Below are 25,505 nucleotides of genomic sequence, written 5' to 3'. Positions count from 1 at the left end.
TCTGTTCACCTGTCAATACCGCCCTGCCCGTATGGACGGGCGAGGCGGCCCCACGCGCACGAAAGCGGCCGGACTGACGTCTGGCCGCCCAACGGCGTGCAGGTCTCGTTCGCTACCCGCGGCCTAACCGGAACCCCGAGCGAACGGGGCGGTTATGCACTGCCTGGCAGTGATCCGCACCGGAGCGCGGAGTACTGAACCTGTCTATTCTCGCACGCGGGCAGCCACCGTGCAACCCGGGCGTGTCGCGCGCCTCAGGCGCGGCTCGGCAGCAGCTTCGGGAGCAGCAGGTAGAGCACGAGCACCACCAGTCCGGCGGCGAAGAGCGCGAGGGATCCCGCGATGCCGGTGAAGAGCGAGCCGAGCCCGAGCAGGGACGTCGCGAGCGTCGCCGACGCGGCCATGCCGGAGGCCTGCACGTGGGTGTAGCCGAGCTGCTGGATGCGCTGGTAGACGTGCTCCTTGTGCGGCTCGTCCCACCGTCGCCCCGCACGGACGCGCTTCACGAGCGTGACGGCGACGTCGCCGAAGTAGATGACCATCGGCCCGATCGTGGCGAGCAGGGGCACTCCGGCGACGAGAGCGGCGAAGCTGGTGATCGCCACTGCGCCGCCGAGCAGGTAGCTGCCGACATCGCCGAGAAAAGCGCCGGGCTTGGTGAGATTCCAGGGCAGGAAGCCGGCGAAGCCCGCGGCCAGCACGAGACCGGCGGCGCACAGCCACGGCACGCCCAGCATCCATCCCGCTGCCGCGAACGTGAGCCCCGCGATGATGCCGTGGAAGCCGCTGATGCCGTTCAGGCCGTCCATGAAGTTGGCCACGTTGATGTAGCTCGAGATGAAGAGCACGGCGTACACCGTCAGCGCGAGCGACGCCCAGAGCGGGAAGGCGGGGCCCCCGCTCACTGCGCCGAACGACGCGCTCCCGCCGTCGAGCGCGGGAGCGTAGTCGACGCCCCGAGGCGCGGTGCGCAGCAGAGTGAGGGCCGCGGCGAACGCAAGTGCGAGGAGCAGCACGCTCCGGGCTGCGACGCTCAGCCCGCGCAGGTCTTCGGCGAGACCGAGCAGTCCGGCCGCGATCGAGCCGGCCAGCACGATCACCAGCATCAGCCACCCGGCCTGGGGAGTGGAGCTCGCGGAGAGCAGCAGCACGGCAGTCGCCCCCGGGATCCCCATGGCGATGAGCACCGAGAGCCCCAGGCCGCGCAGCACCGGGCGCTCGTGCGAGGAGCGCTCGTTCGGCACGTCCATGATGCCGAGACGCACGAGGAGCGGACGGACGGCGAACGGCAGCAGGGCGCTCGCGACGAGGGCGACGCCTCCCGCGAGCCCGGCTGCGGCGAACGGGGTCACTGCACCCGCTCCTCGGCTTCGGCGGTCAGATCCATGCGCGCCACCCACCCCTCGTGGTCCAGCACCGCAGGCGAGATCGAGTCGACGCGCGCATGCGAGATCTTGGGATGGTACGGGCGCTCGTCTCCCTCGCCGTCGCCCACGAGCTCCTCATGCAGCTTTTCGCCGTGCCGCAGCCCCGTGAACACGATGTCGACATCGCGACCCGACTGCGCGATCATGCGCTTCGCAACGTCGAGAATGCTCACCGGCTCCCCCATGTCGAGGATCAGCACCTCGCCGGGCCGGCCGATGCCGCCCGCCTGCACCACCAACTGGCAGGCCTCCGGGATGGTCATGAAGAACCGCGTGACGTTCGGATGCGTCACGGTGACCGGGCCGCCCGCGTCGATGAGCTTGCGGAACGTCGGCAGCATCGACCCGCGGCTGCCGATCACGTTGCCGAACCGCACGGAGAGATACCGCCGACCCGTGTGCTCGGCCATCCACGCGGTCAGCTTCTCGGCGACCCGCTTGGAGTGCCCGAGCACGCTCGTGGGGTTCGCCGCCTTGTCCGTCGAGATGTTGACGAACGTGCTCACCTCAGCCGCCTGGGCCGCGCGCAGCACGTTCAGCGTGCCGAGCACGTTCGTCTTCCACGCCTCGTCGGGGTACTGCTCGAGCATGGGCAGGTGCTTCAGCGCCGCTGCGTGGAAGACCACCTCGGGGCGCCGCTCGAGGAAGAGCCGCTCGAGCGCGCCCGCATCGCGGATGTCGGCGAGCACCACGTCGTTCGTGTCGAGCAGCCCGTGGCCGCTGATGGAGAGCTGCGTCTCCTGCAGCGATGTCTCGTCGCGGTCGAGCATGATGAGCTCCCGCGGCGCGAAGCGCGCGAGCTGGCGGCAGAGCTCCGACCCGATCGAGCCGCCGGCGCCGGTCACCAGCACCCGTCGATCCTGGAGGTACGACGCGATCGACTCGGTGTCGAGCCGGACCGGGTGCCGACCGATGAGATCCTCGATCGAGAGCTGGCGCAAATCGGAGATCACCGCGTTGTTGCGGAGGATCTGGTCGAGCGGCGGGAGCACCAGGGCCGTCATGCCCGCCCGATTCGCCGCCTCGTCGACGCGACGCATGAGCCCCGCATCGGCGTCGCCGATGCAGACGATGAGCTTGGTCGCGCGCGTGCGCCGGGCCACGTCGGCGAGATCGTCGAAGCCGCCGAGCACGCGCACGCCGCGCACCTCCTGCCGGCGCTTCTTCGGATCGTCGTCGATGAAGCCGACCGGGAGGGCGGACCCCTTCGCGTCCGTCAGCAGTCGCTTCGCGGTCTGCACGCCCAGATACCCCGCCCCGTAGAGCAGCGTGCGCTCGGCCTCGGAGCCCGGGAGCATCTGCCGCTCGACGTACAGCCGAGCCACGTAGCGCGCGACCCCCATGAGGCTGAAGGTGATGGGGGCGGCGATGAAGAGGGTGCTGCGGGGAATGCCGTTGCCGTAGCCGACGATGTAGGCGAACAACCACGCCACGGTCATGACGACGACGATGTCGAGCACGAGCACGCGCACCTCGTCGAAGCTGCCGACCTGGTAGCGGTTGCGGTAGAGGGAGAACACCCAGCCCGCTCCGAGCTGCAGCAGGGCGGTGATGCCGATGACGACGAGCGTCCACCCCCAGTGGATGCGCATGAGGTTGAAGTCGAACCGCAGCACGAGCGCTGCGAGGATCCCGATCCCCCATGCCGCGGCGTCGGCGATGAAGAGCACGCCGTACTGCCGGGTGAAGTGGGCGATGCGGCCCGCGGCGGACTGCGGCACACGGCCTCCCTTCATTGCGCCCGGGTCCGGTGACGTCGGGCGTGGATCAGCTTCGAGGATACCGCGGCGCGCCTGCGCGGAAGCGGAGGCCGCGCGCAGGCGCCCGGGAACGAATGCGGCCCGGGATGGATCCCCGGGGAACGGAAGAACCCCCGGGGACGGATCCCCGGGGGTTCTCGTACCCGGCCCGAAGGCGGCGGGTACTGGTGGTGCTCCGAGACTTACTCGACGACCTTCGTCACCGTGCCGGCGCCGACGGTGCGGCCACCCTCACGGATCGCGAAGCCGAGGCCCTCTTCCATAGCGATCGGCTGGATCAGCTCGACCGACATGTCCGTGGTGTCGCCGGGCATGACCATCGGCTTGTCCTCGGGAAGGGTGATGACACCGGTCACGTCAGTCGTACGGAAGTAGAACTGCGGACGGTAGTTCGTCTCGAACGGGTTGTGGCGGCCGCCCTCGTCCTTCTTCAGGATGTAGGCGGTGCCGTCGAACTTGGTGTGCGGGGTGATCGAGCCCGGGGCCACGACGACCTGGCCGCGCTCGACGTCCTCGCGCTTCGTGCCGCGGAGGAGCAGACCGCAGTTCTCGCCGGCCCATGCCTCGTCGAGCTGCTTGTGGAACATCTCGATACCGGTGACGGTCGTCTTCTGCGTCGGGCGCAGACCCACGATCTCGACCTCGGAGTTGATCTTCAGCGTGCCGCGCTCGGCGCGGCCGGTGACGACGGTGCCACGACCGGTGATCGTGAAGACGTCCTCGACGGGCATCAGGAACGGCTTGTCCTTGTCGCGCACCGGATCCGGGATCGACTCGTCGACGGCTTCCATGAGCTCGACGATGGAGTTGACCCACTTCTCGGTGCCCTGCAGCGCCTCGTAGCCCGAGACGCGGACGACGGGGACGTCGTCTCCGGGGTAGCCCTGCTTGGAGAGCTCCTCGCGGACCTCCATCTCGACGAGCTCGAGGATCTCCTCGTCGTCGACCATGTCGCTCTTGTTGAGGGCGACGAGCAGGTAGGGAACGCCGACCTGCTTGGCGAGCAGGATGTGCTCCTTGGTCTGAGCCATCATGCCGTCGGTCGCCGCGACCACGAGGATCGCGCCGTCCATCTGCGCAGCACCCGTGATCATGTTCTTGATGTAGTCAGCGTGACCGGGGGCATCGACGTGCGCGTAGTGGCGCTTGTCGGTCTCGTACTCAACGTGCGAGATGTTGATGGTGATGCCGCGCTGGCGCTCCTCGGGAGCCGAGTCGATCGTGTCGAAGTCGCGCTGCACGTTCACGTCGGACGGGAACTTGTCGGCGAGGGTCTTCGAGATCGCCGCGGTAAGAGTCGTCTTACCGTGGTCGACGTGACCGATCGTTCCGATGTTTACGTGCGGCTTGGTCCGCTCGAACTTGGCCTTCGCCACTATGGTCCTCCTCAGGACGTCGAGTACCGTTTTCCTCCGACGGTTTCGGAGGACACGAATACGGGGTTGGTGTCACTATGTTACAAGCTCAGGGCTGCGATCGCGACCTGAGCCGACCGGCCGGCGGAGATGCAGTGCGCCTCCGCCGGCCGGCGGGCGGAATTACTCGCCCTTGGCCTTCTGGATGATCTCCTCGGAGACGGCCTTCGGAACCTCGGCGTACGAGTCGAAGGTCATCGAGAACACCGCGCGGCCGCTGGTCTTCGACCGCAGATCGCCGATGTACCCGAACATCTCGGAGAGGGGAACGAGCGCGCGAACGACCTTGACGCCACTCGCATCCTCCATCGACTGGATCTGCCCGCGACGCGAGTTCAGATCGCCGATGACGTCGCCCATGTACTCCTCGGGCGTACGCACCTCGACCGCCATGAGCGGCTCGAGCAGCACGGGCTGCGCAAGACGCGCGGCTTCCTTGAACGCCATCGAACCGGCGATCTTGAACGCCATCTCCGACGAGTCGACGTCGTGGTACTGGCCGTCCAGCAGCTGCGCGCGCACGTTGACAACGGGGAAGCCCGCCAGAATGCCGTACTGCATCGCGTCCTGGATGCCCGCGTCGACCGAGGGGATGTACTCGCGCGGCACGCGGCCGCCGGTCACCTTGTCCTCGAACTCGTAGGTCTTGTCGGCGTCGCCCTCGAGCGGCGCCAGCGAGATCTGCACCTTCGCGAACTGACCCGAACCACCGGTCTGCTTCTTGTGGGTGTAGTCGTACTTCGGCACCTCGCGGCGGATGGTCTCGCGGTACGCCACCTGCGGCTTGCCGACGTTCGCCTCGACGTTGAACTCGCGCTTCATGCGATCCACGAGGATGTCGAGGTGCAGCTCGCCCATGCCGGCGATCACGGTCTGGCCGGTCTCGGCGTTGAGGCTCACGCGGAACGTGGGATCCTCTTCAGCGAGCTTCTGGATCGCGACGCCCAGCTTCTCCTGGTCGCTCTTCGTCTTCGGCTCGATGGCCACCTCGATGACGGGCTCGGGGAACGTCATCGACTCGAGGACGACCTGGTTCGCCGAATCCGAGAGCGTGTCGCCGGTGGTCGTGTCCTTCAGACCGATCACGGCGTAGATGTTGCCCGCCGTGAGCTCGTCGACCGGGATCTCCTTGTTGGCGTGCATCTGGAAGATCTTGCCGATGCGCTCCTTCTTGCCCTTGGTGGAGTTGACCACCTGGGTGCCCGAGGGGACGCTGCCGGAGTACACGCGCACGTAGGTCAGACGACCGAAGAACGGGTGCACGGCGATCTTGAACGCGAGCGCCGAGAAGGGCTCGCTCGCCGACGGCTTGCGCTCGATGACGACGGACTCGTCGCGCGGGTCGTGCGCCTCGATCGCGCCCACGTCGAGCGGGTTCGGGAGGAAGTCGACGACCGCGTCGAGCATCGGCTGGATGCCGCGGTTCTTGAACGCGGAGCCGCAGTACACGGGGTAGATCTCGTTGTTGACGACGAGCTTGCGGATGCCCGCCTTGATCTCGTCGATGCTGAGCTCTTCACCCGCGAAGTACTTCTCGAGCAGCGCGTCGTCGGCCTCGGCGACCGCCTCGACGAGCTGCGCGCGGTACTCCTCGGCCTTCGCCTGCAGATCCGCCGGGATCTCCTGCGTCTCGTAGGCTGCGCCCAGCGAGACGTCGCCCTTGGCGTCGCCCTCCCAGACGAATGCCTGCATCGACAGCAGGTCGACGACCCCGATGAAGTCGGACTCGGAGCCGATCGGGAGCTGCATGACGAGCGGCTTCGCACCGAGGCGGCTGACGATGGTGTCGACCGTGAAGTAGAAGTCGGCGCCCATCTTGTCCATCTTGTTGACGAAGCAGATGCGGGGCACGCCGTACTTGTCGGCCTGGCGCCAGACGGTCTCGGACTGGGGCTCCACGCCCTCCTTGCCGTCGAACACGGCGACGGCGCCGTCGAGCACGCGGAGCGAGCGCTCCACCTCGACGGTGAAGTCGACGTGGCCGGGCGTGTCGATGATGTTGATCTGGTTCTTGTTCCAGAAGCAGGTGACGGCGGCGCTGGTGATGGTGATGCCGCGCTCCTTCTCCTGCTCCATCCAGTCAGTCGTCGAAGCGCCGTCGTGCGTCTCGCCCAGCTTGTGGTTCACACCCGTGTAGAACAGGATGCGCTCGGTGGTGGTGGTCTTGCCGGCATCGATGTGGGCCATGATGCCGATGTTGCGGACCTTGCTCAGGTCGGTGAGCACGTCTTGTGCCACAGGGTTCTCCTCCGGGGTGGGGGTGAAGTTTCGGGAGATGTCGACTCGGCTGCCGAACTGCGCCGTCCAAGTCGCGGGGCGGGGCCCCGATGACGGTCGGCCGGTGCGTGCGGGCACCGGCCGACCGTCGAGGTTCTACCAGCGGTAGTGAGCGAACGCGCGGTTCGACTCGGCCATCTTGTGCGTGTCCTCACGACGCTTCACAGCGGCGCCGAGGCCGTTGGACGCGTCGAGGATCTCGTTGGTGAGGCGATCCGTCATCGAGTTCTCACGACGAGCCTTCGCGTAGCTGGTGAGCCAGCGGAGGGCGAGCGTGTTGGCGCGATGCGGCTTGACCTCGACGGGCACCTGGTAGGTGCTGCCGCCGACGCGACGCGAGCGGACCTCGAGGGTCGGGCGCACGTTGTCGAGCGCCTTCTTGAGCACCGTGACGGCGTCCTGACCCGACTTCTCGGCGACGGTCTCGAGAGCACCGTAGACGATGCGCTCGGCGAGACCCTTCTTGCCGTCGAGGAGGATCTTGTTGACGAGCTGGCTGACTACGGGCGAGCCGTAGACAGGATCAGCGACGACGGGGCGCTTGGGAGCGGGACCTTTACGGGGCATTACTTCACCTTCTTCGCACCGTAGCGGCTGCGAGCCTGCTGGCGATCCTTGACCGCCTGCGTGTCGAGCGCGCCGCGCACGATCTTGTAACGAACACCGGGGAGGTCCTTCACACGACCACCGCGCACGAGCACCAGCGAGTGCTCCTGCAGGTTGTGGCCCTCGCCCGGAATGTAGGCGGTGACCTCGGTGCCGTTGCGGAGCTTCACACGGGCGACCTTGCGCATCGCCGAGTTCGGCTTCTTCGGAGTGGTGGTGTACACACGGGTGCATACGCCAGCCTGCTGCGGGTTCGCCTTCAGAGCGGGCGCCTTGGTCTTAGTGACCTTCGGCGACCGGCCCTTGCGAACCAACTGCTGAATGGTAGGCAATAGTTCTCCTCATTTGTCCTGCACGGTGACAGGAATGCTTCAATGGATGAGCATGTGCGACCGCTTGCGCGACCGCGGACCTGCTGTTCCGCGAGCGGAACCGAGTGCAGGTATGCCGTGGGGGCCCACTTCTCGCGAAGCGTCCGACCCTGCGGCGCAGTCCCCCGGAGCCGTCGTGCAGGCACGACTGAGCCGGTGGAACACACCAACACACAACTATACGCTCGGCCGCGCGCTTTGGCAACGGCGCGAGCGTCGCCCTCAGCGGGGCGGTTCGAGATTCCGACTGAGATCGTCGAGCATGCTCCGCACCTGGGGCTCCACGAACCGCTGGACCGCGGTCTCGATGCGCCCCCGATGGGCCACGAGGGCGAAGCAGACCTCGCGCCCCGCCTCCTCGGCCTGCGCATCGGCGAGCTCGATCTCGCGGCGCAGCCGCTGCTTCTCGTCGGCGCTCAGCGGCGGCCGCGGCAGCGGCGGCTCGGGCCGGGACTCCTCCGCGAGCCCCGCGAGGGTGAAGAGGAACGGCTGCTCCTCGTCCCCCGGCTCGGGATCGGGGTCGAGTCCGTCGAACTCCGGTTCGAGCCCGGCGGCCGGGTCGTACCCGCCCGCATCCCACAGCTCGGCGCCCTGCAGCTCCGCGTGCAGCGTCGGCAGCCGCGATTCCGTGAACTCGTCGACGCGCTTGTCGATGATCCGCTGCAGGCGAGACACGAGGGCGTGCACCACCTGATGCGGCACATCGGCCGTGAGCCCCGCCGCAGCGACCATTGGCGATCCGGTGCAGCGACGGCACACGCGCGAACGGCCCCGGTGCGTCCCGGGGCTCCACCGCGGCACCCACCGCAGCCACGAGTCGACCGCGGCGTCCACCCGTTCCTCGATGCCGGCCGCCACCCTCACTCCTCGTCCTCGTCGCGCTCCCACGGCCACCTCGGCGCCGGCCGATCCGTGTAGACCCGACGGGCGAGAACGGCCCAGAAGAGAAGCGCCGCGGCAGCCCAGATCACGGGCAGCGCCGCCGCGAACGGGCTGAGCCAGGTCTCCCCGACCGTCATCCCCGCCAGCATGCCGAGCACGCCCCACCACAGGTAGATGCCCGCTGCCGCCCCCACGAGCGACGACCACGCGGGCTCGCGCCGGCCGCGCAGCAGCGTGATCGCCTGGCGCCACAGCAGCACCGCGAGCAGGGCGAGGCCGCCGAAGAGGATGAGCGGCGCCGCCCACGAGACGACGTCGCCCGACTCGACGGGGTCGCGCCCGAGCAGCAGCGCGAGCCCGCCCCACACCGCGACGAGCAGCGCCGTGGCGACGACGATCGCCGCGCCGACGAGGCCTGCGACGTAGCCGCGGGTCACCCCGCGACGCGGCTCGGGAGTCATGCCTGAGCGGGGGCCTTCGACTCCGCGAGGGAGGCCTCGTAGTCGGCCAGCTCGCGCGCGTTGCGCTGCTTGATGCGGCGGCCGCGGCCGCCGATCCAGGCTCCGAACCAGACGGTGACCTCACGCGCGACGAGCGCCGCCCCGAGCGCCGGCACCGTGAGGCCGAATCGCGTCACCAGGGTGTGCAGGTCGCCCGACCAGCCGCGCGATCCCCCGAGCATCTCGCGCGGGCTCTCGAAGGGCGTGCCGAAGTACGCGAGCCCGAGCGTGACCGCAACCCACACGAGGGCCGCCACGAAGAAGCCGCCGAGCACGAAGGCCCACCATCCCGCTCTGCCCACGACGAGCACGAGCAGCACGAGGCCGACGAAGAACGCCACGGCGCCCGCGATGATCGGCCACGACGTCAGCCACGGGACGAGCCCGTCCGTGAGGAACGCGGAGGGCGGGAACATCGGCGCGAGCCAGAGCGCGAGCACGCCCGCGAAGACCGCGGCGAACCCGATCGTCGCGACGATGGCGATGAGCACTCCCGCGCCCCGGTTCCCCTTGATGTCCGGGGGCATCGGCGTCTGCACGTACAGGCCCGCCATCGGGTGGTCGGAGCTGATGCGGATATCGTCCTCCCGCTCGCGCGCCTTCGCCTCCGCGGCGGCCGACGGGAGGTCGTCGAGCGCGGGCAGCGCCTCGGTCTCCTCGCGGGTCGGCGCCGCCGGGGCGTCGGAGCGCTTCGCGGGGGGATCCATGTCGAGCTGGGTGTCGACGAGCGATGCCTGCTCGCGACGGGCCCGTTCCGCCGCCTCATCCGAAGCGGGAGCGCGATCCGCCTCCTCCGCCCCGACGGTCTCGATCTCCGACTCCGACCGCTCGCCGTCGACGACCGCACCGCTCTCGCCGCCGGTCGTGCGCGAGCGCTGCACGGCGCGGAGCACCTCCGTGCGGCTCGCCTCGGTCTCCTCGACCGGTGCCCCCGGGTTCGCGGAGGTCTCGGGCGCCTCTGCAGCCCTCGACGCGGATCCGTCGCGCTCGTCGCTCATCGCTTCACCTCTCGTAGCGGATCGGGATGCCGGGGCGGTGCTCGCACCCGACACGATCATGTGCGCAACAGTACAAGCTCGGAGCGATCGCGCGCGTCTCCCGCGCCGTGGCGCGGCGATACACACGAAACGGGCGCCCGCACCCGAAGGTGCGGACGCCCGTCTCGACGGCGCTGCAGACTAGCTGTAGTTGCCCGGGTTGAACTCGTCGGCCGTGAAGCTGTCGAAGTCGACGAACGAGAGATCGTTCTCGTCGAAGGTGCCCTCGGTCGCGAAGAGGCGGTTCGGGTAGCGCTCCGCCTTCGCCTCCTCGGTCGCAGCCACATCGACGTCGCGGTACACGCCCAGACCGGTACCGGCCGGGATGAGCTTGCCGATGATGACGTTCTCCTTGAGCCCGATGAGCGGATCGCGCGATCCCTCCATCGCGGCCTGCGTGAGCACGCGCGTCGTCTCCTGGAAGGAGGCGGCGGAGAGCCACGACTCGGTCGCGAGCGAGGCCTTGGTGATGCCCATGACCTCGGGGCGCGCGGTGGCGGCCCGCTTCGAGTCGAGGAGCGCCTCGCGGTTGATGCGCTGGTACCGCGCGCGGTCGACGAGCTCGCCCGGAAGCAGCTCGGTCTCGCCGTGGTCGACGACGGTGACCTTGCGCAGCATCTGGCGCACGATGACCTCGATGTGCTTGTCGTGGATCGGCACGCCCTGCGAGCGGTACACGCCCTGCACGCCCTCGACGAGGTACTTCTGCACCGCGCGCTCGCCCGGGATGTGCTTGCCGCCCTCGGTGGAGCCGACCTGCAGGATGTCCTTCGGGTCCAGCGTTCCGGCGAGGAAGGGCTGGCCCAGCTCGACGTGATCGCCGTCCTCGACGAGCAGCGTGGCGCGCTTCAGCACGGGGTACGCCTTCTCCTCGGTGCCGTCATCCGGCGTGAGCAGGATGCGACGGCTCTTCTCGGAGTCGTCGATGACGACGCGGCCGGCAGCCTCCGCGATCGGCGACGCGCCCTTCGGGGTGCGCGCCTCGAACAGCTCCTGCACGCGGGGCAGACCCTGCGTGATGTCGTCGGCCGAGGCCGAGCCGCCGGTGTGGAAGGTGCGCATCGTGAGCTGGGTGCCCGGCTCGCCGATCGACTGCGCCGCAATGATGCCCACGGCCTCGCCGATGTCGACGCGCTGACCGGTCGCCAGCGAGCGCCCGTAGCACGTCGCGCACACGCCGACGGCCGACTCGCAGGTGAGCACGGAGCGCACCTTGATCTCGGTGACGCCGCCCGCGACGAGCTTCTCGATGAGCACGTCGCCCACGTCCTCGCCCGCCTGCGCGACGACCTGGCCGTCGCCGTTCACCGCATCCGCGGCGAGCGTGCGAGCGTACACCGAGTTCTCGACGTTCTCGTCGCGCACGAGCACGCCGTTCGCGTCGGGAGCGGCGATCGGGAGGTCGAGGCCGCGACGCGTGCCGCAGTCCTCTTCGCGGATGATGACGTCCTGCGACACGTCCACCAGACGACGGGTCAGGTACCCCGAGTCGGCGGTGCGCAGCGCGGTGTCGGCGAGACCCTTGCGCGCACCGTGGGTCGCGATGAAGTACTCCGCCACCGACAGGCCCTCGCGGTACGAGTTGATGATCGGGCGGGGGATGATCTCGCCCTTCGGGTTCGACACCAGGCCGCGCATGCCGGCGATGTTGCGGATCTGCAGCCAGTTGCCTCGAGCACCCGACGACACCATGCGGAAGATCGTGTTGTCCTCCGGGAACTGCTCGCGCATCGCCGCGGCCACCTCGTCGGTCGCCTCGGTCCAGATCTCGGTCAGCGCCTTCTTGCGCTCGCTGTCCTGGATCATGCCGCGCTCGTAGTCGCGCTCGACCTTCGCCGCGCGCTGCTCGTGCTCCGCGATGATCTCGCCCTTGTTCGCCGGCGTGACGACGTCGGAGAGCGAGACGGTCACACCCGAGCGCGATGCCCAGTGGAAGCCCGCGTCCTTGATCCGGTCGAGCGTCGCCGCGACCTCCACCTTCGGGTACCGCTCGGCGAGGTCGTTGACCAGGCTCGAGAGCGATCCCTTGTCGGCCACGCGCTCGAAGTACGCGTAGTCGGCGGGCAGGGCCTCGTTGAATATCGCCCGTCCGAGCGAGGTCTCCACGAGCACCGGCTTCTCCGACGTGACGCCGTGCTCATCGGTGTACCCGGTGAGACGGATCTTGACGAGGGCGCCGAGGTCGAGGGTGCCCTCGTCCATGGCGAGGATCGCCTCGGCGATCGATCCGAAGGCACGGCCGGTGCCGACGGAGTCGCGCTTGATCGTCGTGAGGTGGTGCAGACCGATGATCATGTCCTGCGAGGGCAGGGTCACCGGGCGGCCGTCGGACGGCTTCAGGATGTTGTTCGACGCGAGCATGAGCACGCGCGCCTCGGCCTGGGCCTCGACCGAGAGCGGCAGGTGCACCGCCATCTGGTCGCCGTCGAAGTCGGCGTTGAAGGCCGCGCAGACGAGGGGGTGCAGCTGGATCGCCTTGCCCTCGACGAGCTGCGGCTCGAACGCCTGGATGCCGAGGCGGTGCAGCGTCGGTGCGCGGTTGAGCAGCACGGGGCGCTCGCGGATGATCTCCTCGAGCACGTCCCACACCTCGGAGCGCGCGCGCTCGACCATGCGCTTGGCGGCCTTGACGTTCTGCGCGTGCGACAGATCCATCAGGCGCTTGATGACGAACGGCTTGAACAGCTCGAGCGCCATCTGCTTCGGCAGGCCGCACTGGTGCAGCTTGAGCTGCGGGCCGACCACGATGACCGAGCGGCCCGAGTAGTCGACGCGCTTGCCGAGCAGGTTCTGACGGAAGCGCCCCTGCTTGCCCTTGAGCATGTCGCTCAGCGACTTGAGGGCGCGGTTGCCGGTGCCCGTGACGGGGCGGCCGCGACGACCGTTGTCGAACAGCGCGTCGACGGCCTCCTGCAGCATGCGCTTCTCGTTGTTGACGATGATCTCCGGCGCACCCAGGTCGAGCAGACGACGCAGGCGGTTGTTGCGGTTGATCACGCGGCGGTAGAGGTCGTTCAGATCGGAGGTCGCGAAGCGACCGCCGTCGAGCTGCACCATCGGGCGCAGCTCCGGCGGGATCACCGGAACGACGTCGAGCACCATTGCGGCCGGGCTCGCACCCGTCTGCAGGAAGGAGCTGACGACCTTGAGGCGCTTGATGGCGCGGATCTTCTTCTGACCCTTGCCCTCGGCGATCTGCAGGTGCAGCGTCTCGGCCTCCGCAGCCAGATCGAAGGACTCGAGGCGCTTCTTGATCGCCTCGGCGCCCATGTACGCCTCGAAGTAGTCGCCGTAGCGATCCTGCAGGTCCGCGAAGACCGCGTCCTCGGGCTTCAGGTCGCCGACCTTGAGGCTCCGGAAGTCCTCCCACACGCGCTGCAGACGAGCGATGTCGTCGTCGAAGCCCTTGCGGATGGCCGTCATCTCCTTCTCGGCCGAGGCCTCGGCGCGGCGGCGCTGGTCGGCCTTCGCCCCTTCGGCCTCGAGCGCGGCGAGGTCGGACTCGGCCTGCTGCTGGCGCTGCGCGATCGAGATGTCGCGCTGATCCTCGAGCGCCTTGAGCTCGAGACGCAGCTCGGCCTCCAGCTCGCCCAGATCCTCGTGACGACCCTCTTCATCGATGTCGATGATCATGTACGCGGCGAAGTAGATGACCTTCTCGAGGTCCTTCGGCGCCATGTCGAGCAGGTAGCCGAGACGCGACGGCACACCCTTGAAGTACCAGATGTGCGTGACCGGCGCGGCGAGCTCGATGTGGCCCATGCGCTCGCGGCGCACGCTCGACTTCGTCACCTCGACGCCGCAGCGCTCGCAGACGATGCCCTTGTAGCGGACGCGCTTGTACTTGCCGCACGCGCACTCCCAGTCGCGGCTGGGCCCGAAGATCTGCTCGCCGAACAGACCGTCCTTCTCGGGCTTCAGCGTGCGGTAGTTGATGGTCTCCGGCTTCTTGACCTCGCCGAACGACCAGCTGCGGATGTCTTCAGCCGTCGCGAGACGGATCTGCAGCTCGTTGAAACTCGTACCCTCGAGCAAAATGTTCTCCTTGGGGATTTCAGTAGAAGTGAAGGTGTCGCCGGCTTAGATCTCGTCGATCGACGAGGATTCGAAGCGGGTGGAGAGATTGATGCCGAGCTCTTCCGCGGTGCGGTGCGCCTCGTCGTCGTTGTCGCGCAGGTTGACCGCGTTGCCGTCGACGCCGAGCACCTCGACGTTCAGGCAGAGCGACTGCATCTCCTTCATGAGCACTCGGAAGGACTCGGGCACGCCGGGCTCGGGGATGTTCTCCCCGCGCACGATCGCCTCGTACACCTTCACGCGACCCAGGATGTCGTCGGACTTGACCGTGAGCAGCTCCTGCAGCGCGTAGGCCGCGCCGTACGCCTCGAGCGCCCACACCTCCATCTCGCCGAAGCGCTGGCCGCCGAACTGGGCCTTTCCGCCGAGCGGCTGCTGCGTGATCATCGAGTACGGACCCGTCGAGCGCGCGTGGATCTTGTCGTCGACGAGGTGGTGCAGCTTCAGGATGTACATGTAGCCGACCGAGATCGGGTACGGGTACGGCTCGCCCGAGCGGCCGTCGAACAGGCGGGTCTTGCCCGACGAGTCGATGAGTCGCTCGCCGTCGCGGGTGACCAGCGTCGAGTCGAGCAGCCCGGCGATCTCGGCCTCGGAGGCGCCGTCGAACACCGGCGTCGCGACCTTCGTGTTCGGAGCGGCCTCGAGCGCCTCCTGGGAGAGCTTGGCGGCCCACTCGGGGGTGCCCTCGACCTTCCAGCCCTGCTTGGCGATCCAGCCGAGGTGCACCTCGAGCACCTGACCGAAGTTCATTCGGCCGGGGATGCCCAGCGGGTTCAGGATCACGTCGACGGGCGTGCCGTCCTCGAGGAACGGCATGTCCTCGACCGGGAGGATCTTCGAGATGACGCCCTTGTTGCCGTGGCGGCCGGCGAGCTTGTCGCCCTCGGTGATCTTGCGCTTCTGGGCGATGTACACGACCACGCGCTGGTTGACGCCCGAGCCGAGCTCGTCGTCGTTGTCGTTCTCCGCGTCGAAGACCTTGACGGAGGTGACGGTGCCCGAGACGCCGTGCGGCACCTTGAGCGACGTGTCGCGCACCTCGCGGCTCTTCTCGTTGAAGATGGCGCGCAGCAGGCGCTCCTCGGCCGAGAGCTCGGTCTCGCCCTTCGGCGTGACCTTGCCGACGAGGATGTCTCCGGGTGCGACCTCGGCGCCGATGCGGATGATGCCGCGCTCGTCGAGATCCTTGAGCGCCTCCATGCTCGCGTTGGGGAGGTCGCGGGTGATCTCCTCCTTGCCGAGCTTGGTGTCGCGCGCGTCGACGTCGTACTCCTCGATGTGGATCGACGAGAGCGTGTCGTCCTTCACCAGGTTCTGGCTCAGGATGATGGCGTCCTCGAAGTTGTGACCCTCCCACGACATGAAGGCGACGAGCAGGTTCTTGCCGAGCGCGAGCTCGCCGTTCTCCGTGGCGGGGCCGTCGGCGATGACCTCGCCGGCCTCGATGCGCTCGCCGGCCTTGACGATGACGCGGTGGTTGTAGTTCGTGCCCTGGTTCGAGCGGTCGAACTTGCGCATGAAGTAGCTCTTCGTGCCGCCCTCGTCCTCCTGGATGGTGACGAAGTCGGCCGAGACCTCCTCGACCACGCCCGACTTCGCCGCGGTGATCACGTCACCCGCGTCGATGGCGGCGTAGCCCTCCATGCCGGTGCCGACCACCGGCGACTCGCTGCGCACCAGCGGCACGGCCTGACGCTGCATGTTGGCGCCCATGAGCGCGCGGTTCGCGTCGTCGTGCTCGAGGAACGGGATCAGCGAGGTCGCGACCGACACCATCTGGCGGGGCGAGACGTCCATGTAGCCGACGCGCTCGGCGTCGACCATGATGACCTCGGAGCCGCGGGGGCGCGCGAGCACCTGCTTCTCGGCGAAGGCGCCGTCCTGCGTGAGCGGTGCACCGGCCTGAGCGATGAGGTACTCGTCCTCCTCGTGCGCGGTGAGGTAGTCGACCTGGTCGGTGACCTTGCCGTCGACGACGCGGCGGTACGGGGTCTCGATGAAGCCGAAGGCGTTGATGCGCGCGAACGTCGCGAGGGCGCCGATCAGGCCGATGTTCGGGCCTTCCGGGGTCTCGATCGGGCACATGCGGCCGTAGTGCGACGGGTGCACGTCGCGCACCTCGACGCCGGCGCGGTCGCGCGAGAGCCCGCCGGGGCCGAGCGCGGAGAGGCGGCGCTTGTTGGTCAGGCCCGCGAGCGGGTTGTTCTGATCCATGAACTGCGACAGCTGCGACGTGCCGAAGAACTCCTTGATCGCCGCCAGCACGGGCCGCGTGTTGATCAGGGTGTTCGGCGTGATCGCCTCGATGTCCTGCGTGGTCATGCGCTCGCGCACGACGCGCTCCATGCGGCTGAGGCCGGTGCGCACCTGGTTCTGGATCAGCTCGCCCACGGCGCGGATGCGGCGGTTGCCGAAGTGATCGATGTCGTCGGTCTCGAGGCGCACGTCGACGGGCTCGCCGTCGCGGGTGCCCGGGAGCTTCTCGGTGCCCGCGTGCAGGCCGACGAGGTACTTGATCGTCGCGACGATGTCTTCGAGCGACAGCACCGAGTCGGTGATGGGCGCGTCGACGCCGAGCTTGCGGTTGATCTTGTAGCGGCCGACCTTCGCGAGGTCGTAGCGCTTGGGGTTGAAGTAGCTGTTGTCGAGGAGCGCGCGCGCCGCCTCGATCGCCACCTGCTCGCCCGGGCGCTGCTTGCGGTAGATGTCCTTGAGCGCCTCTTCCTGGGTGACGATCGCGTCCTTCTCCAGGGTGAGGGCGATCGACTCGTAGCCGGCGAACTCCTCGAGGATCTCCTCGCTCGTCATGCCGAGGGCCTTCAGGAACACGGTGACCGACTGCTTGCGCTTGCGGTCGATGCGCACGCCCACCTGGTCGCGCTTGTCGACCTCGAACTCGAGCCACGCGCCGCGGCTCGGGATCACGCGAGCGGTGAAGACGTCCTTGTCGCTCGTCTTCTCCTGCGCCCGCTCGAAGTAGACGCCGGGGCTGCGGACGAGCTGCGACACGATGACGCGCTCGGTGCCGTTGATGATGAAGGTGCCCTTGTCGGTCATGATGGGGAAATCGCCCATGTAGACCGTCTGGCTCTTGAGCACCTGCGTCTCGGTGTTGTAGAACGCGGCCTCGACGTACAGGGGGGCGGCGTAGGTCTTGCCGCGCTCCTTGCACTCCTCGATGGTGAACTTCTGCTCGTCGAGAATGGGGTTCTCGAAGGAGAGCTGCATCGTTCCGGCGTTGTCTTCGATCGGCGAGATCTCGTCGAAGATCTCCTCGAGGCCGCTCTTGAGCGCGATGTCATCGCGCCCCTGGGCTTGCGCCTCGACGACACGGGACTTCCACGTGTCGTTGCCGACGAGCCAGTCGAAGCTCTCGAGCTGCAGTGCCAGCAGGTTGGGCACCGACAGCTTGTCGGAAATCTTGGCGAAGGAGAGCCGCTGGTGATTGCGGCCGTTCTTCGGGTTCTGGGTGGACGATGCGTTGCGCGCAGCAGCCAAGGAAACTACCTCCGTGGGCCCCGTCGGGCCGGTTGACCTGGTCTTGCGAGAATTGCTTCGGGATCACGCCATCGAGGCTCATCTGCGCTTTCGCGCCAGCTCCCGGGGCCTACCGCTATATGCAGGCACACTGGTGTCCGTAGTGCAACTGTCAACTGTAACAGCATCGTTACCGCCTGTCCAGTGCGACATGGCGTACCGCCCGGGTCGGCATTTCGGGCCGCCGCTCACAGGAGTCTCCACTAGCGTAACGGAATGGCCCCCTCCGACCGCGCCCCCGCTTCTCGACCGCAGCAGTCGGCGGCGGCCCGACGCACTCCCCCGCCCGCCGCTGTCGCAGCGTCCATCGTCGCCGTGCTGGTGATCGGGGCGTTCGGCGCCTACCAGCGCTTCGCGCAGACCGGCGTCTTCGCGATCGACAGCTGGTGGGCCGACACGGTGTCGATCGAGCGCGGGTCGGCGCTCTTCGCGGTGGCCGTGTTCCTCGCCCAGGTGGGCGACGGGATCGGCGCGGCTGCGTGCGCCGCGATCCTCGCAGCGCTCTGCTTCGCGCTCCGCAGACCGCGAGACGGGGCGGCGGTCCTCACCGCCGCGCTCCTCGGCGTCGTCATGTCGGAGGCGGTCAAAGCCCTCACCCTGCGCACGAGACCGACCGGCCAGCTCTTCGAGAGCTTCGGCGCCTCGTACCCTTCCGGGCACTCGATGGGCGCCTCCGCACTCGCGGTCTCGGTGGTGCTGATCGCGATCGGCTCCGATCGCATCGACTCACGCCTGCGCGGCTGGATCACCGCCGCCGCAGTGCTCTGGATCGCGGCGATGATGTGGAGCCGCACGGCGCTCCACGTGCACTGGCTCACCGACACCGTCGCCGGAGCCCTGCTCGGCATCGCCGCCGCGATCATCGCCCGTCGCCTCTGGTTCGGCCCGCAGTCGGCGCCCGTCGTGCGGCGGTGACGAGGCCGGCGCGTAGGCTGATCCGCATGAGCGAAGCGCGCCGCACCGATCGCCCCGCACCCGCGGCTCACGAGGTCACCCTCTCCTCCGGCCTGCGCGCCGAGATCGAGCCCGACCGCTGGGTGCCCGGAGCGGTGCAGCTGCTCGTCGACGGCACCCCGCAGTCCCACGTCAACCTGAGCGACCCGTCGGAGCTGTTCTTCGAGTACATCCGCCGCATCGGGCACGTCATCGATCTCTTCCGCCCGGCCGGGCGGGCCGTCTCCGCGCTCCATCTCGGCGGGGGCGCGTTCACGCTGCCCCGCTACGTCGAGGCGACGCGCCCCGGCAGCCGGCAGCAGGTCGTCGAGCTCGAGGGCGCGCTCGTCGACCTCGTGCGCGAGGCCGCGCCCCTCCCGAAACGGGCGAGCATCCGCGTGCGCCGCGGCGACGCGCGCGCCGTCGTCGAGAAGCTCCCGGAGGGCATGCGCGGCGCGATGGACCTCATCGTGGTCGACATCTTCGCGGGGGCCCGCACGCCCGCGCACGTCTCGAGCGTTGAGTTCTACGCGCTGCTGCGCCCGTTCCTCGCGCCCGGCGGCCTGCTCGTCGTCAACGCCGCCGACGGGGCGGGGCTGCCCTTCGTGCGCGGCCAGGCGGCAACCCTGTCGAGCCTCTTCGCCTCCACCGCGGCCGTCGCCGAACCGCAGGTGCTCAAGGGCCGCCGCTTCGGCAACGTCGTGTTCATCGCCTCCGACACCGACCTCGAATCCCTCGACTGGCTTCCGCGGCTGCTCGCGGGCGGCCCCCACCCCGCGCGCATGGTCGTGGGCGCCGAGTTCGACGAGCTCGTGCGCAGCGCCGCCCCCGTCACGGACGCGACGGCGGTCGACTCCCCCGAGCCCGCACGAGCGCTCTTCGAACGGGGCTGACGCGATGGCGGATCTCGCACGGGTGCGCGTCTGGGCGGAGGCGCTCATCGCGATGCACCTCACTGCACCCGATGCGCGCGCCGAGACGCCTCCCGGGGATCGCTGGACCTTCGCGTTCGACCACGCCAAGAAGCGCGCGGGGCTCTGCAACTACACCGACCGGCGCATCACGGTGTCGCGCTACCTCGCCGAGAAGTTCGCGGACGACGAGATCCATCAGGTGCTGCTGCACGAGGTGGCGCACGCGCTCGCGGGGCCGGCCGCCGCGCACGGCCCCCGGTGGAAGGCGATCGCCGAGGAGATCGGCTACGTCGGCGGCGTGACGCATCGCGGGGAGATCGCCCACGAGCGCGCAACCTGGGTGGGCACCTGCGACGCGGGCCACGAGCACTTCCGCTTCCGCAAACCGACCCGCGTGCACTCCTGCGGGGCGTGCGCGCGCCGGTTCTCGCCGCGGCACGTCATCACGTGGCGCAGAAGGTGAGCGCGGGAGCGCTCCCGCGATCCGGCATCAGCAGCTGATCGAGGCGAGCGCCTGGCGCAGCAGCGCGCCGCGGCCGTTCGAGAACTCGTCGAGCGTCGCGGGCGACATCGCCTCATCGGGCGCCATCCACGTCACCTCCAGCGCGTCCTGCCGCGGATTGCAGGTGCCGGTGACGGGTACCACGTAGACCAGCGAGACGGCGTGCTGCCGGTCGTCGACGAAGGGCGAGATGCCCGGCATCGGGAAGTACTCGGCGACCTGCGCAGGCACGAGCGCCGCGGGCATCTGCGGGAACGCCATCGGCCCGAGATCGTTCTCCAGGTGCCGGAAGAGCGCTTCGCGCAGCGTCTCGCCGTAGCGCACCCGGCCCGACACGAGCGAGCGCTGCATCACGCCCTCCGGCGTGCTCCGCAGCAGCAGACCCACCTCGACGACCTGGCCCAGCCCGTCGAGCCGCACCGGCACGGCCTCGACGTACATGATCGGCATGCGCCCCCGCACGAAGCTCAGCTCGTCGTCGCTCAACCAGCCCGGGTTGCCGGGCGGCGTCGGCCGATCCTCGGGGCCCTCGGGGTCGGGCAGCTCGGCCGTGTCGATCGTCATACCCCACCCGTCTCGTCGTGATCGCCCCCGGATCGCGGTGCGATCGGGCACGTCCATCCTGCCACGCCCGCTCCTCCCGACGCGCGTGGCGCGCCTCGCCTAGGCTGTGAACCATGCACGCGCACCCGAGCCCCGCGACCCCCGGCCCTCGACGGGTCGCCGTCGCCCAGATCGCCAGCCCCGACGACGAGTCGCCGACGGCGCGCATCGCGCGCGTCGAAGCGATGCTGCGCGAGATCGAGGGCGCCGACCTCATCACCCTGCCCGAGCTCTGGAGCGCCGGGTACTTCGCCTTCGAGCGGTACGCGGAGCGCGCGGAGACGCTGGACGGCCCGACGGTGCAGATGGCGCAGCGAGTGGCGCGGCATCTCGGCAGCGAGGTGCATCTCGGCAGCATCGTCGAGCGCGGCGCCGACGGCGGACTGCACAACACGGCCGTGCTGGTCGACGCGACGGGGCGCGTGACGCAGGCGTACCGCAAGATCCACGTCTTCGGCTACCAGTCGCTCGAGTCGCAGCTGCTCACCGCCGGTCGCTCGTTGAGCGTCACCCCCGGCTCCCTCGGCGCGACGGCGAGCACCACCTGCTACGACCTGCGCTTCCCCGGGCTCTGGCAGGAGCTCAGCGAGCGCGGGGCCGAGACCGCGATCGTTCCCGCGGCGTGGCCCGCCGCGCGCCGCGAGCACTGGCGGCTGCTCACGCAGGCCCGCGCGGTCGAGCACCAGCTCTGGGTGGTCGCGACGAACGCCTGCGGCCGTCAGTCCGACGTGCAGCTCGGCGGGTTCAGCCGCGTGATCGACCCGTCGGGCCGCGTCGTGGCGGAGTGCGGCGACGGCGAGGAGGTGCTGATGGTCGACGTCGATCCCGCGCAGGTCGCCGCCGTGCGCGCCGAGTTCCCGGTGATCGGCGATCGCCTCAGCGCCGCCGACTACCGCGCGCTCGCAGACGGCGGCCTCTGAACGGCCCGCGGGGCCGGAGCGCGGCCCTTCCGCGCAGATCGCTCCGCCGATCGCTCCTCGGACGCTACTCCGGCAGGATCGTCACGTCGGGCCCGAGGATCGCGGTCGACGCCTCGACCTGCTGCTCCGGCGTCACCCCGAAGCGCGTCGCCTGCAGCAGATCGCCCGAGGCGGCGAGCGGGGTGATCGACAGGTTCGTGCGGGCGAGCAGTTCGCCCGCCGCCTCCTGCTCAGCCGTCCAGTCGTAGTGCATGTAGGTCAGCACGCCGGTGGGGTGCTCGATCGAGACCGATCCCGAATCAGGATCGCGCACGGCGTCGAACCCGGCGATCACGCCCGTGCGCTGGTCGAGCTCGAGCTGCGTGTTCAGCATGTTGCCGATCGAGTACCAGACGAGCGTGCGTCCGCCGTCCGCCCGATCGAGCCACGCGGTGGGCTGCAGCACGTGCGGGCCGGTGCCGACGATGACGTCGGCACCGAGGTCGGCCGCGTGCTGCGCGAAGGCGCGCTGCTGATCGTTCACCTCGTGCGAATCCTCCGTGCCCCAGTGGGCGGAGACGATCACCACGTCGGCCGCCTCGTTCGCCCGCGCCATGAGATCGGCGACCAGCGCGTCGTCGCCCATCAGGTTCAGCGAGACGCCGTCGATCGGGGCGTTCGAGTACTCCGCGAACGAGACCAGGGCGAAGCTCACGCCGCCCTGCTCGAATACCGGAACAGCCCGCTGCTCCTCCGGACTGCGGTTCGCGCCGCTGACGATGGCGGGCGCGAGCCCGTCCCACACCCCGCGGGTGGCGGCGATGCCCTCGGCGCCGAGGTCGGCGCTGTGGTTCGTCGCGAGGTTGACGAGGTCGCACCCTGCGGTGTCGCGCAGCGCCCCCGCGAACTCGACGGGCGCGTTGAACGTCGGGTAGCCGCTGATGCCGAAGTCGGCCCCGGCGCTCGGCACCTCCTGGTTGCAGAACGTCACGTCGGCGGCGTCGAGCTGCGGGGCGATGCCCGAGAAGAACTGCCCGTAGTCGGGGGTGCCGCTCGGCAGCAGCGCCTGCGCGTTGACCGAGTCGTGCGGCAGCATGTCGCCCATCGCGATCACCCGCACCCGGCCGTCCTCGGCCGCGTTCTCGGGCGTCGCCTCGGGCTCGGCGGGCTCCTCCGCCTGGTCGGGGCTCGGCGACGGCTCGGGCGGCGCATCCTGTGCGGCGGGCGGATCCGCCCCGCGCTCGGGGCCCCACACCAGCGCCGCGGCAGCGCCGCCGGCCCCGAGCAGGGCGCAGACTGCGGCGATGGAGATCACGAGTCGAGCCCGACGGGAGAGGCGGCGCCTGCCGGTGACCGCGATCGGCGTGTACTCCGTCGGGGCGTCCTGCGGAGTGTCGCTGCCGTCGTGCATGGCTCCAGGGTAACCGGCGACGGAGCGCCCGACGCAGCGCCGCTCCGTCGGTAGCATGGTTCCATGGCGCTGCGACTCCCGAGAACCGCGATCGCGGCGTGCTGCCTCTCGGCGGCGGCGTTCGCCCTCCTGGGGTGCGCCCCCGAGCCCGGCACTGCGGCGGGAGCGGCGGCTGACGGGGCGGCCGAGACGCCGCCCGAGGCGCCGTCCGCCGACGAGCCCCGCGCCGCCGAGGAGTCGGGCGCCGCGTCGGATGCCGCGCCGGAGTTCGACCGCTCCGCGCACTCGATCGATGATCCCATGTCGATCTGGGTGGTCTCCAACAAGCAGCGGCCGCTGCAGCCGGTCGACTTCGCGCCGACCGATCTCGTCATGCCCGAGGGTGTGGAGAACGAGTTCGCGCAGCCGCTGCGCGAACCGGCCGCACGCGCAGTCGAGGCCCTCGTCGGCGCCGCGGCTGCGGACGGGATCGACGTGCGCATCATCAGCGCTTACCGGGACTACGCCACGCAGGTCGCGCTCTACGACGGCTACGTCGCGCGCGACGGGCAGGAGGCGGCGGACACCTACTCGGCGCGCCCGGGTCACTCCGAGCATCAGACCGGGCTCGCCGTCGACTTCGACGATCACGGCGCCTGCTATCTCGCCGCATGCTTCGGGGAGACGCCCGCGGGCCTGTGGCTCGCCGAGCACGCGGCGGAGCACGGCTTCGTCGTGCGCTACCCCGAGGGCGCGCAGGAGGTCACGGGCTTCATGGCCGAGCCGTGGCACTTCCGCTACGTCGGCCCCGAACTCGCCCTCCGCATGCACGAGCAGCGCGTCGCGACGCTCGAGGAGTTCTTCGAGCTGCCGACCGCCCCGGGGTACGCCCGGTGAGCGCCGACGCGGGCGAGCGCGTGATCCGCGTCAGCGCCGTGGTGATGCGAGACGCCGCGGGCCGGGTGCTCAACGTGCGCAAGCGCGGAACCGCGGCGCTCATGCTCCCCGGCGGCAAGCACGAGCCGGGCGAGGCCGCGATCGACACCGCGGTGCGCGAGTTCGGCGAGGAGCTCGGGGTGCAGCTGGATCGCTCGCGTCTGCGCGAGCTCGGCGTCTTCCGTGCGAGCGCCGCGAACGAGCCGGGTCACGTCGTCGAGGCGACGGTGTTCGAGCACCCGCTCGTGCCCGACGCCCTGTCGGCGGGGCCGCAGGCCGAGATCGCCGCGCTGGAGTGGGTCGATCCCGGCGCCGCGCGGCCCGACATGGCCCCGCTCAACACCGAGCACATCTTTCCGGCGCTGCGAGCCGACCGCTGAGCTGACGGCCGAGCCGACGGCCGGGCCGACCGACCGGGTGATCGGCCGGCCGGCTCAGCGCGTCAGAAGGACTGACCCTCGAGCCACTCCGTGGCGATCTCGGCCGCCGGGCGCTCGTCGTTCACGCTCTGCCCGTTGAGCTCGACGAGATCGTCGGCGCTCAGCGCCGCGTTGACCTCGTTGATCACGCCCTCCGCCTGATCGTCGATCTTCTCGCTCGCGATCGGCACGACGTGCGAGGCGAGGAAGATGCCCTTCGTGTCTTCGAGGGTGACGAGATCGTTCGCCGCGAGCGACGGATCCGCCGAGTAGATGTTCGCGAACTGGATGGCCCCGTCCTTGAGCGCCTTGACCGTGAGCGGCCCGCCGCTGTCCTCGATCGGCGTGAACTGCACGCCCTCGATGCCGTAGGTCTCCGCCAGCCCCTTCGGGCCGTACGGGCGGCTCTCGGCCTCCGAATTCGATCCGAACGTGAGCGGATCGGTGACGTTCTTCAGGTCGTCGACCGTCTCGAGATCCCACTTCTCGGCGAACTCGCGCGTCACCACGTAGGTGTCCTGGTCGGTGGCCGGCGACTGGTCGAGCACGCGCAGCCCCTCGGGCATCGCCTCGGAGAGCGCGTCGTACACCTCGTCCGAGACGCGTTCCGGGGCGTCGGCCTCGAAGTACTGCAGCAGGTTGCCGGAGTACTCGGGGAACAGGTCGATCTTGCCGCTCTCGATCTCGGGGAGGTACACCTCGCGCTGGCCGATGCGGAACTGGCGATCGACCTCGAACCCGTCGGCCTCGAGCGCCTGCGCGTAGATCTCGGCGATGATCTCGTTCGAGTAGTAGTCCTGCGAGCCCACCACGATGGGGCCGGATTCGGAGGAGGCGTCTCCGCCGCCCTCCTCGGCGAGCGGGTCGCCGCTCGAGCAGCCGGTGAGGGCGGCGGTGAGCGCGATGGCGCCTGCGGCGAACGCCGCGCCCAGGCGGGCGGAGCGGAATGCGGGTCGACGATGCATGATCGGGTTCCTCTCGATGGGAGTGTGGGCGAATACGGGAAGATGCGGGGGC

20 protein-coding genes are annotated in these 25,505 nt (G+C 69.5%); 6 read left to right on the top strand and 14 right to left on the bottom strand.

All coding sequences use genetic code 11. The features are described 5' to 3' along the window. Window positions 1–254: 254 nt before the first annotated feature. The 11 genes from BLT44_RS13720 to rpoB all read right to left on the bottom strand — a co-directional run bounded on the left by BLT44_RS13720 (window position 255) and on the right by rpoB (window position 17,853). Window positions 255–1,352 carry an MraY family glycosyltransferase gene (locus tag BLT44_RS13720; RefSeq protein ID WP_010156392.1) on the bottom strand — a complete coding sequence of 366 codons (1,098 nt, stop codon included), beginning with the start codon at window positions 1,350–1,352 and terminating at the stop codon, window positions 255–257. After that, on the bottom strand, window positions 1,349–3,148 hold the full coding sequence (locus BLT44_RS13715; RefSeq protein WP_010156391.1) for a polysaccharide biosynthesis protein: 1,800 nt from the start codon (window positions 3,146–3,148) through the stop codon (window positions 1,349–1,351). Before BLT44_RS13715 ends, BLT44_RS13720 begins: the two co-directional genes overlap by 4 nt. A gap of 221 nt (window positions 3,149–3,369) precedes the next feature. Then, window positions 3,370–4,563 carry an elongation factor Tu gene (gene tuf, locus BLT44_RS13710; RefSeq protein ID WP_010156390.1) on the bottom strand — a complete coding sequence of 398 codons (1,194 nt, stop codon included), beginning with the start codon at window positions 4,561–4,563 and terminating at the stop codon, window positions 3,370–3,372. Window positions 4,564–4,725: 162 nt separating this feature from the next. Then, window positions 4,726–6,840 carry an elongation factor G gene (gene fusA / locus BLT44_RS13705; RefSeq protein WP_010156388.1) on the bottom strand — a complete coding sequence of 705 codons (2,115 nt, stop codon included), beginning with the start codon at window positions 6,838–6,840 and terminating at the stop codon, window positions 4,726–4,728. Window positions 6,841–6,975: 135 nt separating this feature from the next. Continuing rightward, a complete protein-coding gene (gene rpsG / locus BLT44_RS13700; protein WP_010156386.1) occupies window positions 6,976–7,446 on the bottom strand; it encodes a 30S ribosomal protein S7 in 471 nt (156 codons plus the stop codon). Continuing rightward, window positions 7,446–7,817: a 30S ribosomal protein S12 gene (gene rpsL, locus BLT44_RS13695; RefSeq protein WP_010156385.1), complete on the bottom strand. Its 372-nt coding sequence runs from the start codon at window positions 7,815–7,817 to the stop codon at window positions 7,446–7,448. Before rpsL ends, rpsG begins: the two co-directional genes overlap by 1 nt. A 261-nt stretch (window positions 7,818–8,078) precedes the next feature. Further along, on the bottom strand, window positions 8,079–8,714 hold the full coding sequence (locus BLT44_RS13690) for a hypothetical protein (protein WP_010156384.1): 636 nt from the start codon (window positions 8,712–8,714) through the stop codon (window positions 8,079–8,081). Between the two features lie 2 nt (window positions 8,715–8,716). Beyond that, complete coding sequence (locus BLT44_RS13685) at window positions 8,717–9,199, bottom strand: hypothetical protein (RefSeq protein ID WP_010156383.1); 483 nt, start codon at window positions 9,197–9,199, stop codon at window positions 8,717–8,719. After that, entirely contained in the window at window positions 9,196–10,236 is a 1,041-nt protein-coding gene (locus tag BLT44_RS13680; protein WP_010156382.1) for a hypothetical protein, read from the bottom strand. Before BLT44_RS13680 ends, BLT44_RS13685 begins: the two co-directional genes overlap by 4 nt. A 180-nt stretch (window positions 10,237–10,416) precedes the next feature. Beyond that, complete coding sequence (gene rpoC / locus BLT44_RS13675; protein WP_010156381.1) at window positions 10,417–14,310, bottom strand: DNA-directed RNA polymerase subunit beta'; 3,894 nt, start codon at window positions 14,308–14,310, stop codon at window positions 10,417–10,419. A 45-nt stretch (window positions 14,311–14,355) separates the two neighbouring features. Then, window positions 14,356–17,853 (bottom strand): DNA-directed RNA polymerase subunit beta, encoded by a 3,498-nt coding sequence (gene rpoB, locus BLT44_RS13670; RefSeq protein WP_010156380.1) that lies wholly within the window; start codon window positions 17,851–17,853, stop codon window positions 14,356–14,358. 255 nt (window positions 17,854–18,108) lie between these two features. On the opposite strand from rpoB, the gene BLT44_RS13665 reads away from it, so the two are divergent. From BLT44_RS13665 to BLT44_RS13655, 3 genes are read left to right on the top strand one after another with little or no spacing between them, the layout of a single operon-like run. Beyond that, the gene (locus BLT44_RS13665) at window positions 18,109–18,807 is read left to right on the top strand and encodes a phosphatase PAP2 family protein (RefSeq protein ID WP_010156379.1); all 699 of its coding nucleotides are present in this window, start codon (window positions 18,109–18,111) and stop codon (window positions 18,805–18,807) included. A gap of 26 nt (window positions 18,808–18,833) precedes the next feature. Beyond that, on the top strand, window positions 18,834–19,718 hold the full coding sequence (locus BLT44_RS13660) for a spermidine synthase (protein ID WP_010156378.1): 885 nt from the start codon (window positions 18,834–18,836) through the stop codon (window positions 19,716–19,718). 4 nt (window positions 19,719–19,722) lie between these two features. Next, entirely contained in the window at window positions 19,723–20,202 is a 480-nt protein-coding gene (locus tag BLT44_RS13655) for a SprT-like domain-containing protein (protein ID WP_010156377.1), read from the top strand. 27 nt (window positions 20,203–20,229) lie between these two features. Here the strand turns inward: BLT44_RS13655 and BLT44_RS13650 are convergent, their stop codons facing one another. After that, the gene (locus BLT44_RS13650; RefSeq protein WP_010156376.1) at window positions 20,230–20,805 is read right to left on the bottom strand and encodes an NUDIX hydrolase family protein; all 576 of its coding nucleotides are present in this window, start codon (window positions 20,803–20,805) and stop codon (window positions 20,230–20,232) included. Between the two features lie 113 nt (window positions 20,806–20,918). On the opposite strand from BLT44_RS13650, the gene BLT44_RS13645 reads away from it, so the two are divergent. Beyond that, a complete protein-coding gene (locus BLT44_RS13645; protein ID WP_010156375.1) occupies window positions 20,919–21,764 on the top strand; it encodes a carbon-nitrogen family hydrolase in 846 nt (281 codons plus the stop codon). Between the two features lie 64 nt (window positions 21,765–21,828). On the opposite strand, the gene BLT44_RS13640 is transcribed toward BLT44_RS13645, so the two are convergent. Beyond that, window positions 21,829–23,154 carry a CapA family protein gene (locus tag BLT44_RS13640; RefSeq protein WP_010156374.1) on the bottom strand — a complete coding sequence of 442 codons (1,326 nt, stop codon included), beginning with the start codon at window positions 23,152–23,154 and terminating at the stop codon, window positions 21,829–21,831. Window positions 23,155–23,217: 63 nt separating this feature from the next. Between BLT44_RS13640 and BLT44_RS15990 the strand changes: the two genes are divergently transcribed. Both BLT44_RS15990 and BLT44_RS13630 read left to right on the top strand, forming a co-directional pair. Beyond that, a complete protein-coding gene (locus BLT44_RS15990) occupies window positions 23,218–24,030 on the top strand; it encodes a M15 family metallopeptidase (protein WP_010156373.1) in 813 nt (270 codons plus the stop codon). Next, complete coding sequence (locus BLT44_RS13630) at window positions 24,027–24,449, top strand: NUDIX hydrolase (protein ID WP_010156372.1); 423 nt, start codon at window positions 24,027–24,029, stop codon at window positions 24,447–24,449. Before BLT44_RS15990 ends, BLT44_RS13630 begins: the two co-directional genes overlap by 4 nt. A 62-nt stretch (window positions 24,450–24,511) precedes the next feature. Here the strand turns inward: BLT44_RS13630 and BLT44_RS13625 are convergent, their stop codons facing one another. Beyond that, window positions 24,512–25,453: an ABC transporter substrate-binding protein gene (locus BLT44_RS13625; RefSeq protein ID WP_010156371.1), complete on the bottom strand. Its 942-nt coding sequence runs from the start codon at window positions 25,451–25,453 to the stop codon at window positions 24,512–24,514. Window positions 25,454–25,505 lie beyond the last annotated feature (52 nt).

The organism is Leucobacter chromiiresistens (genome assembly GCF_900102345.1).
In the GTDB taxonomy this organism is placed as follows: domain Bacteria; phylum Actinomycetota; class Actinomycetes; order Actinomycetales; family Microbacteriaceae; genus Leucobacter; species Leucobacter chromiiresistens.
This window is presented reverse-complemented; position numbering and strand designations above follow the sequence as displayed.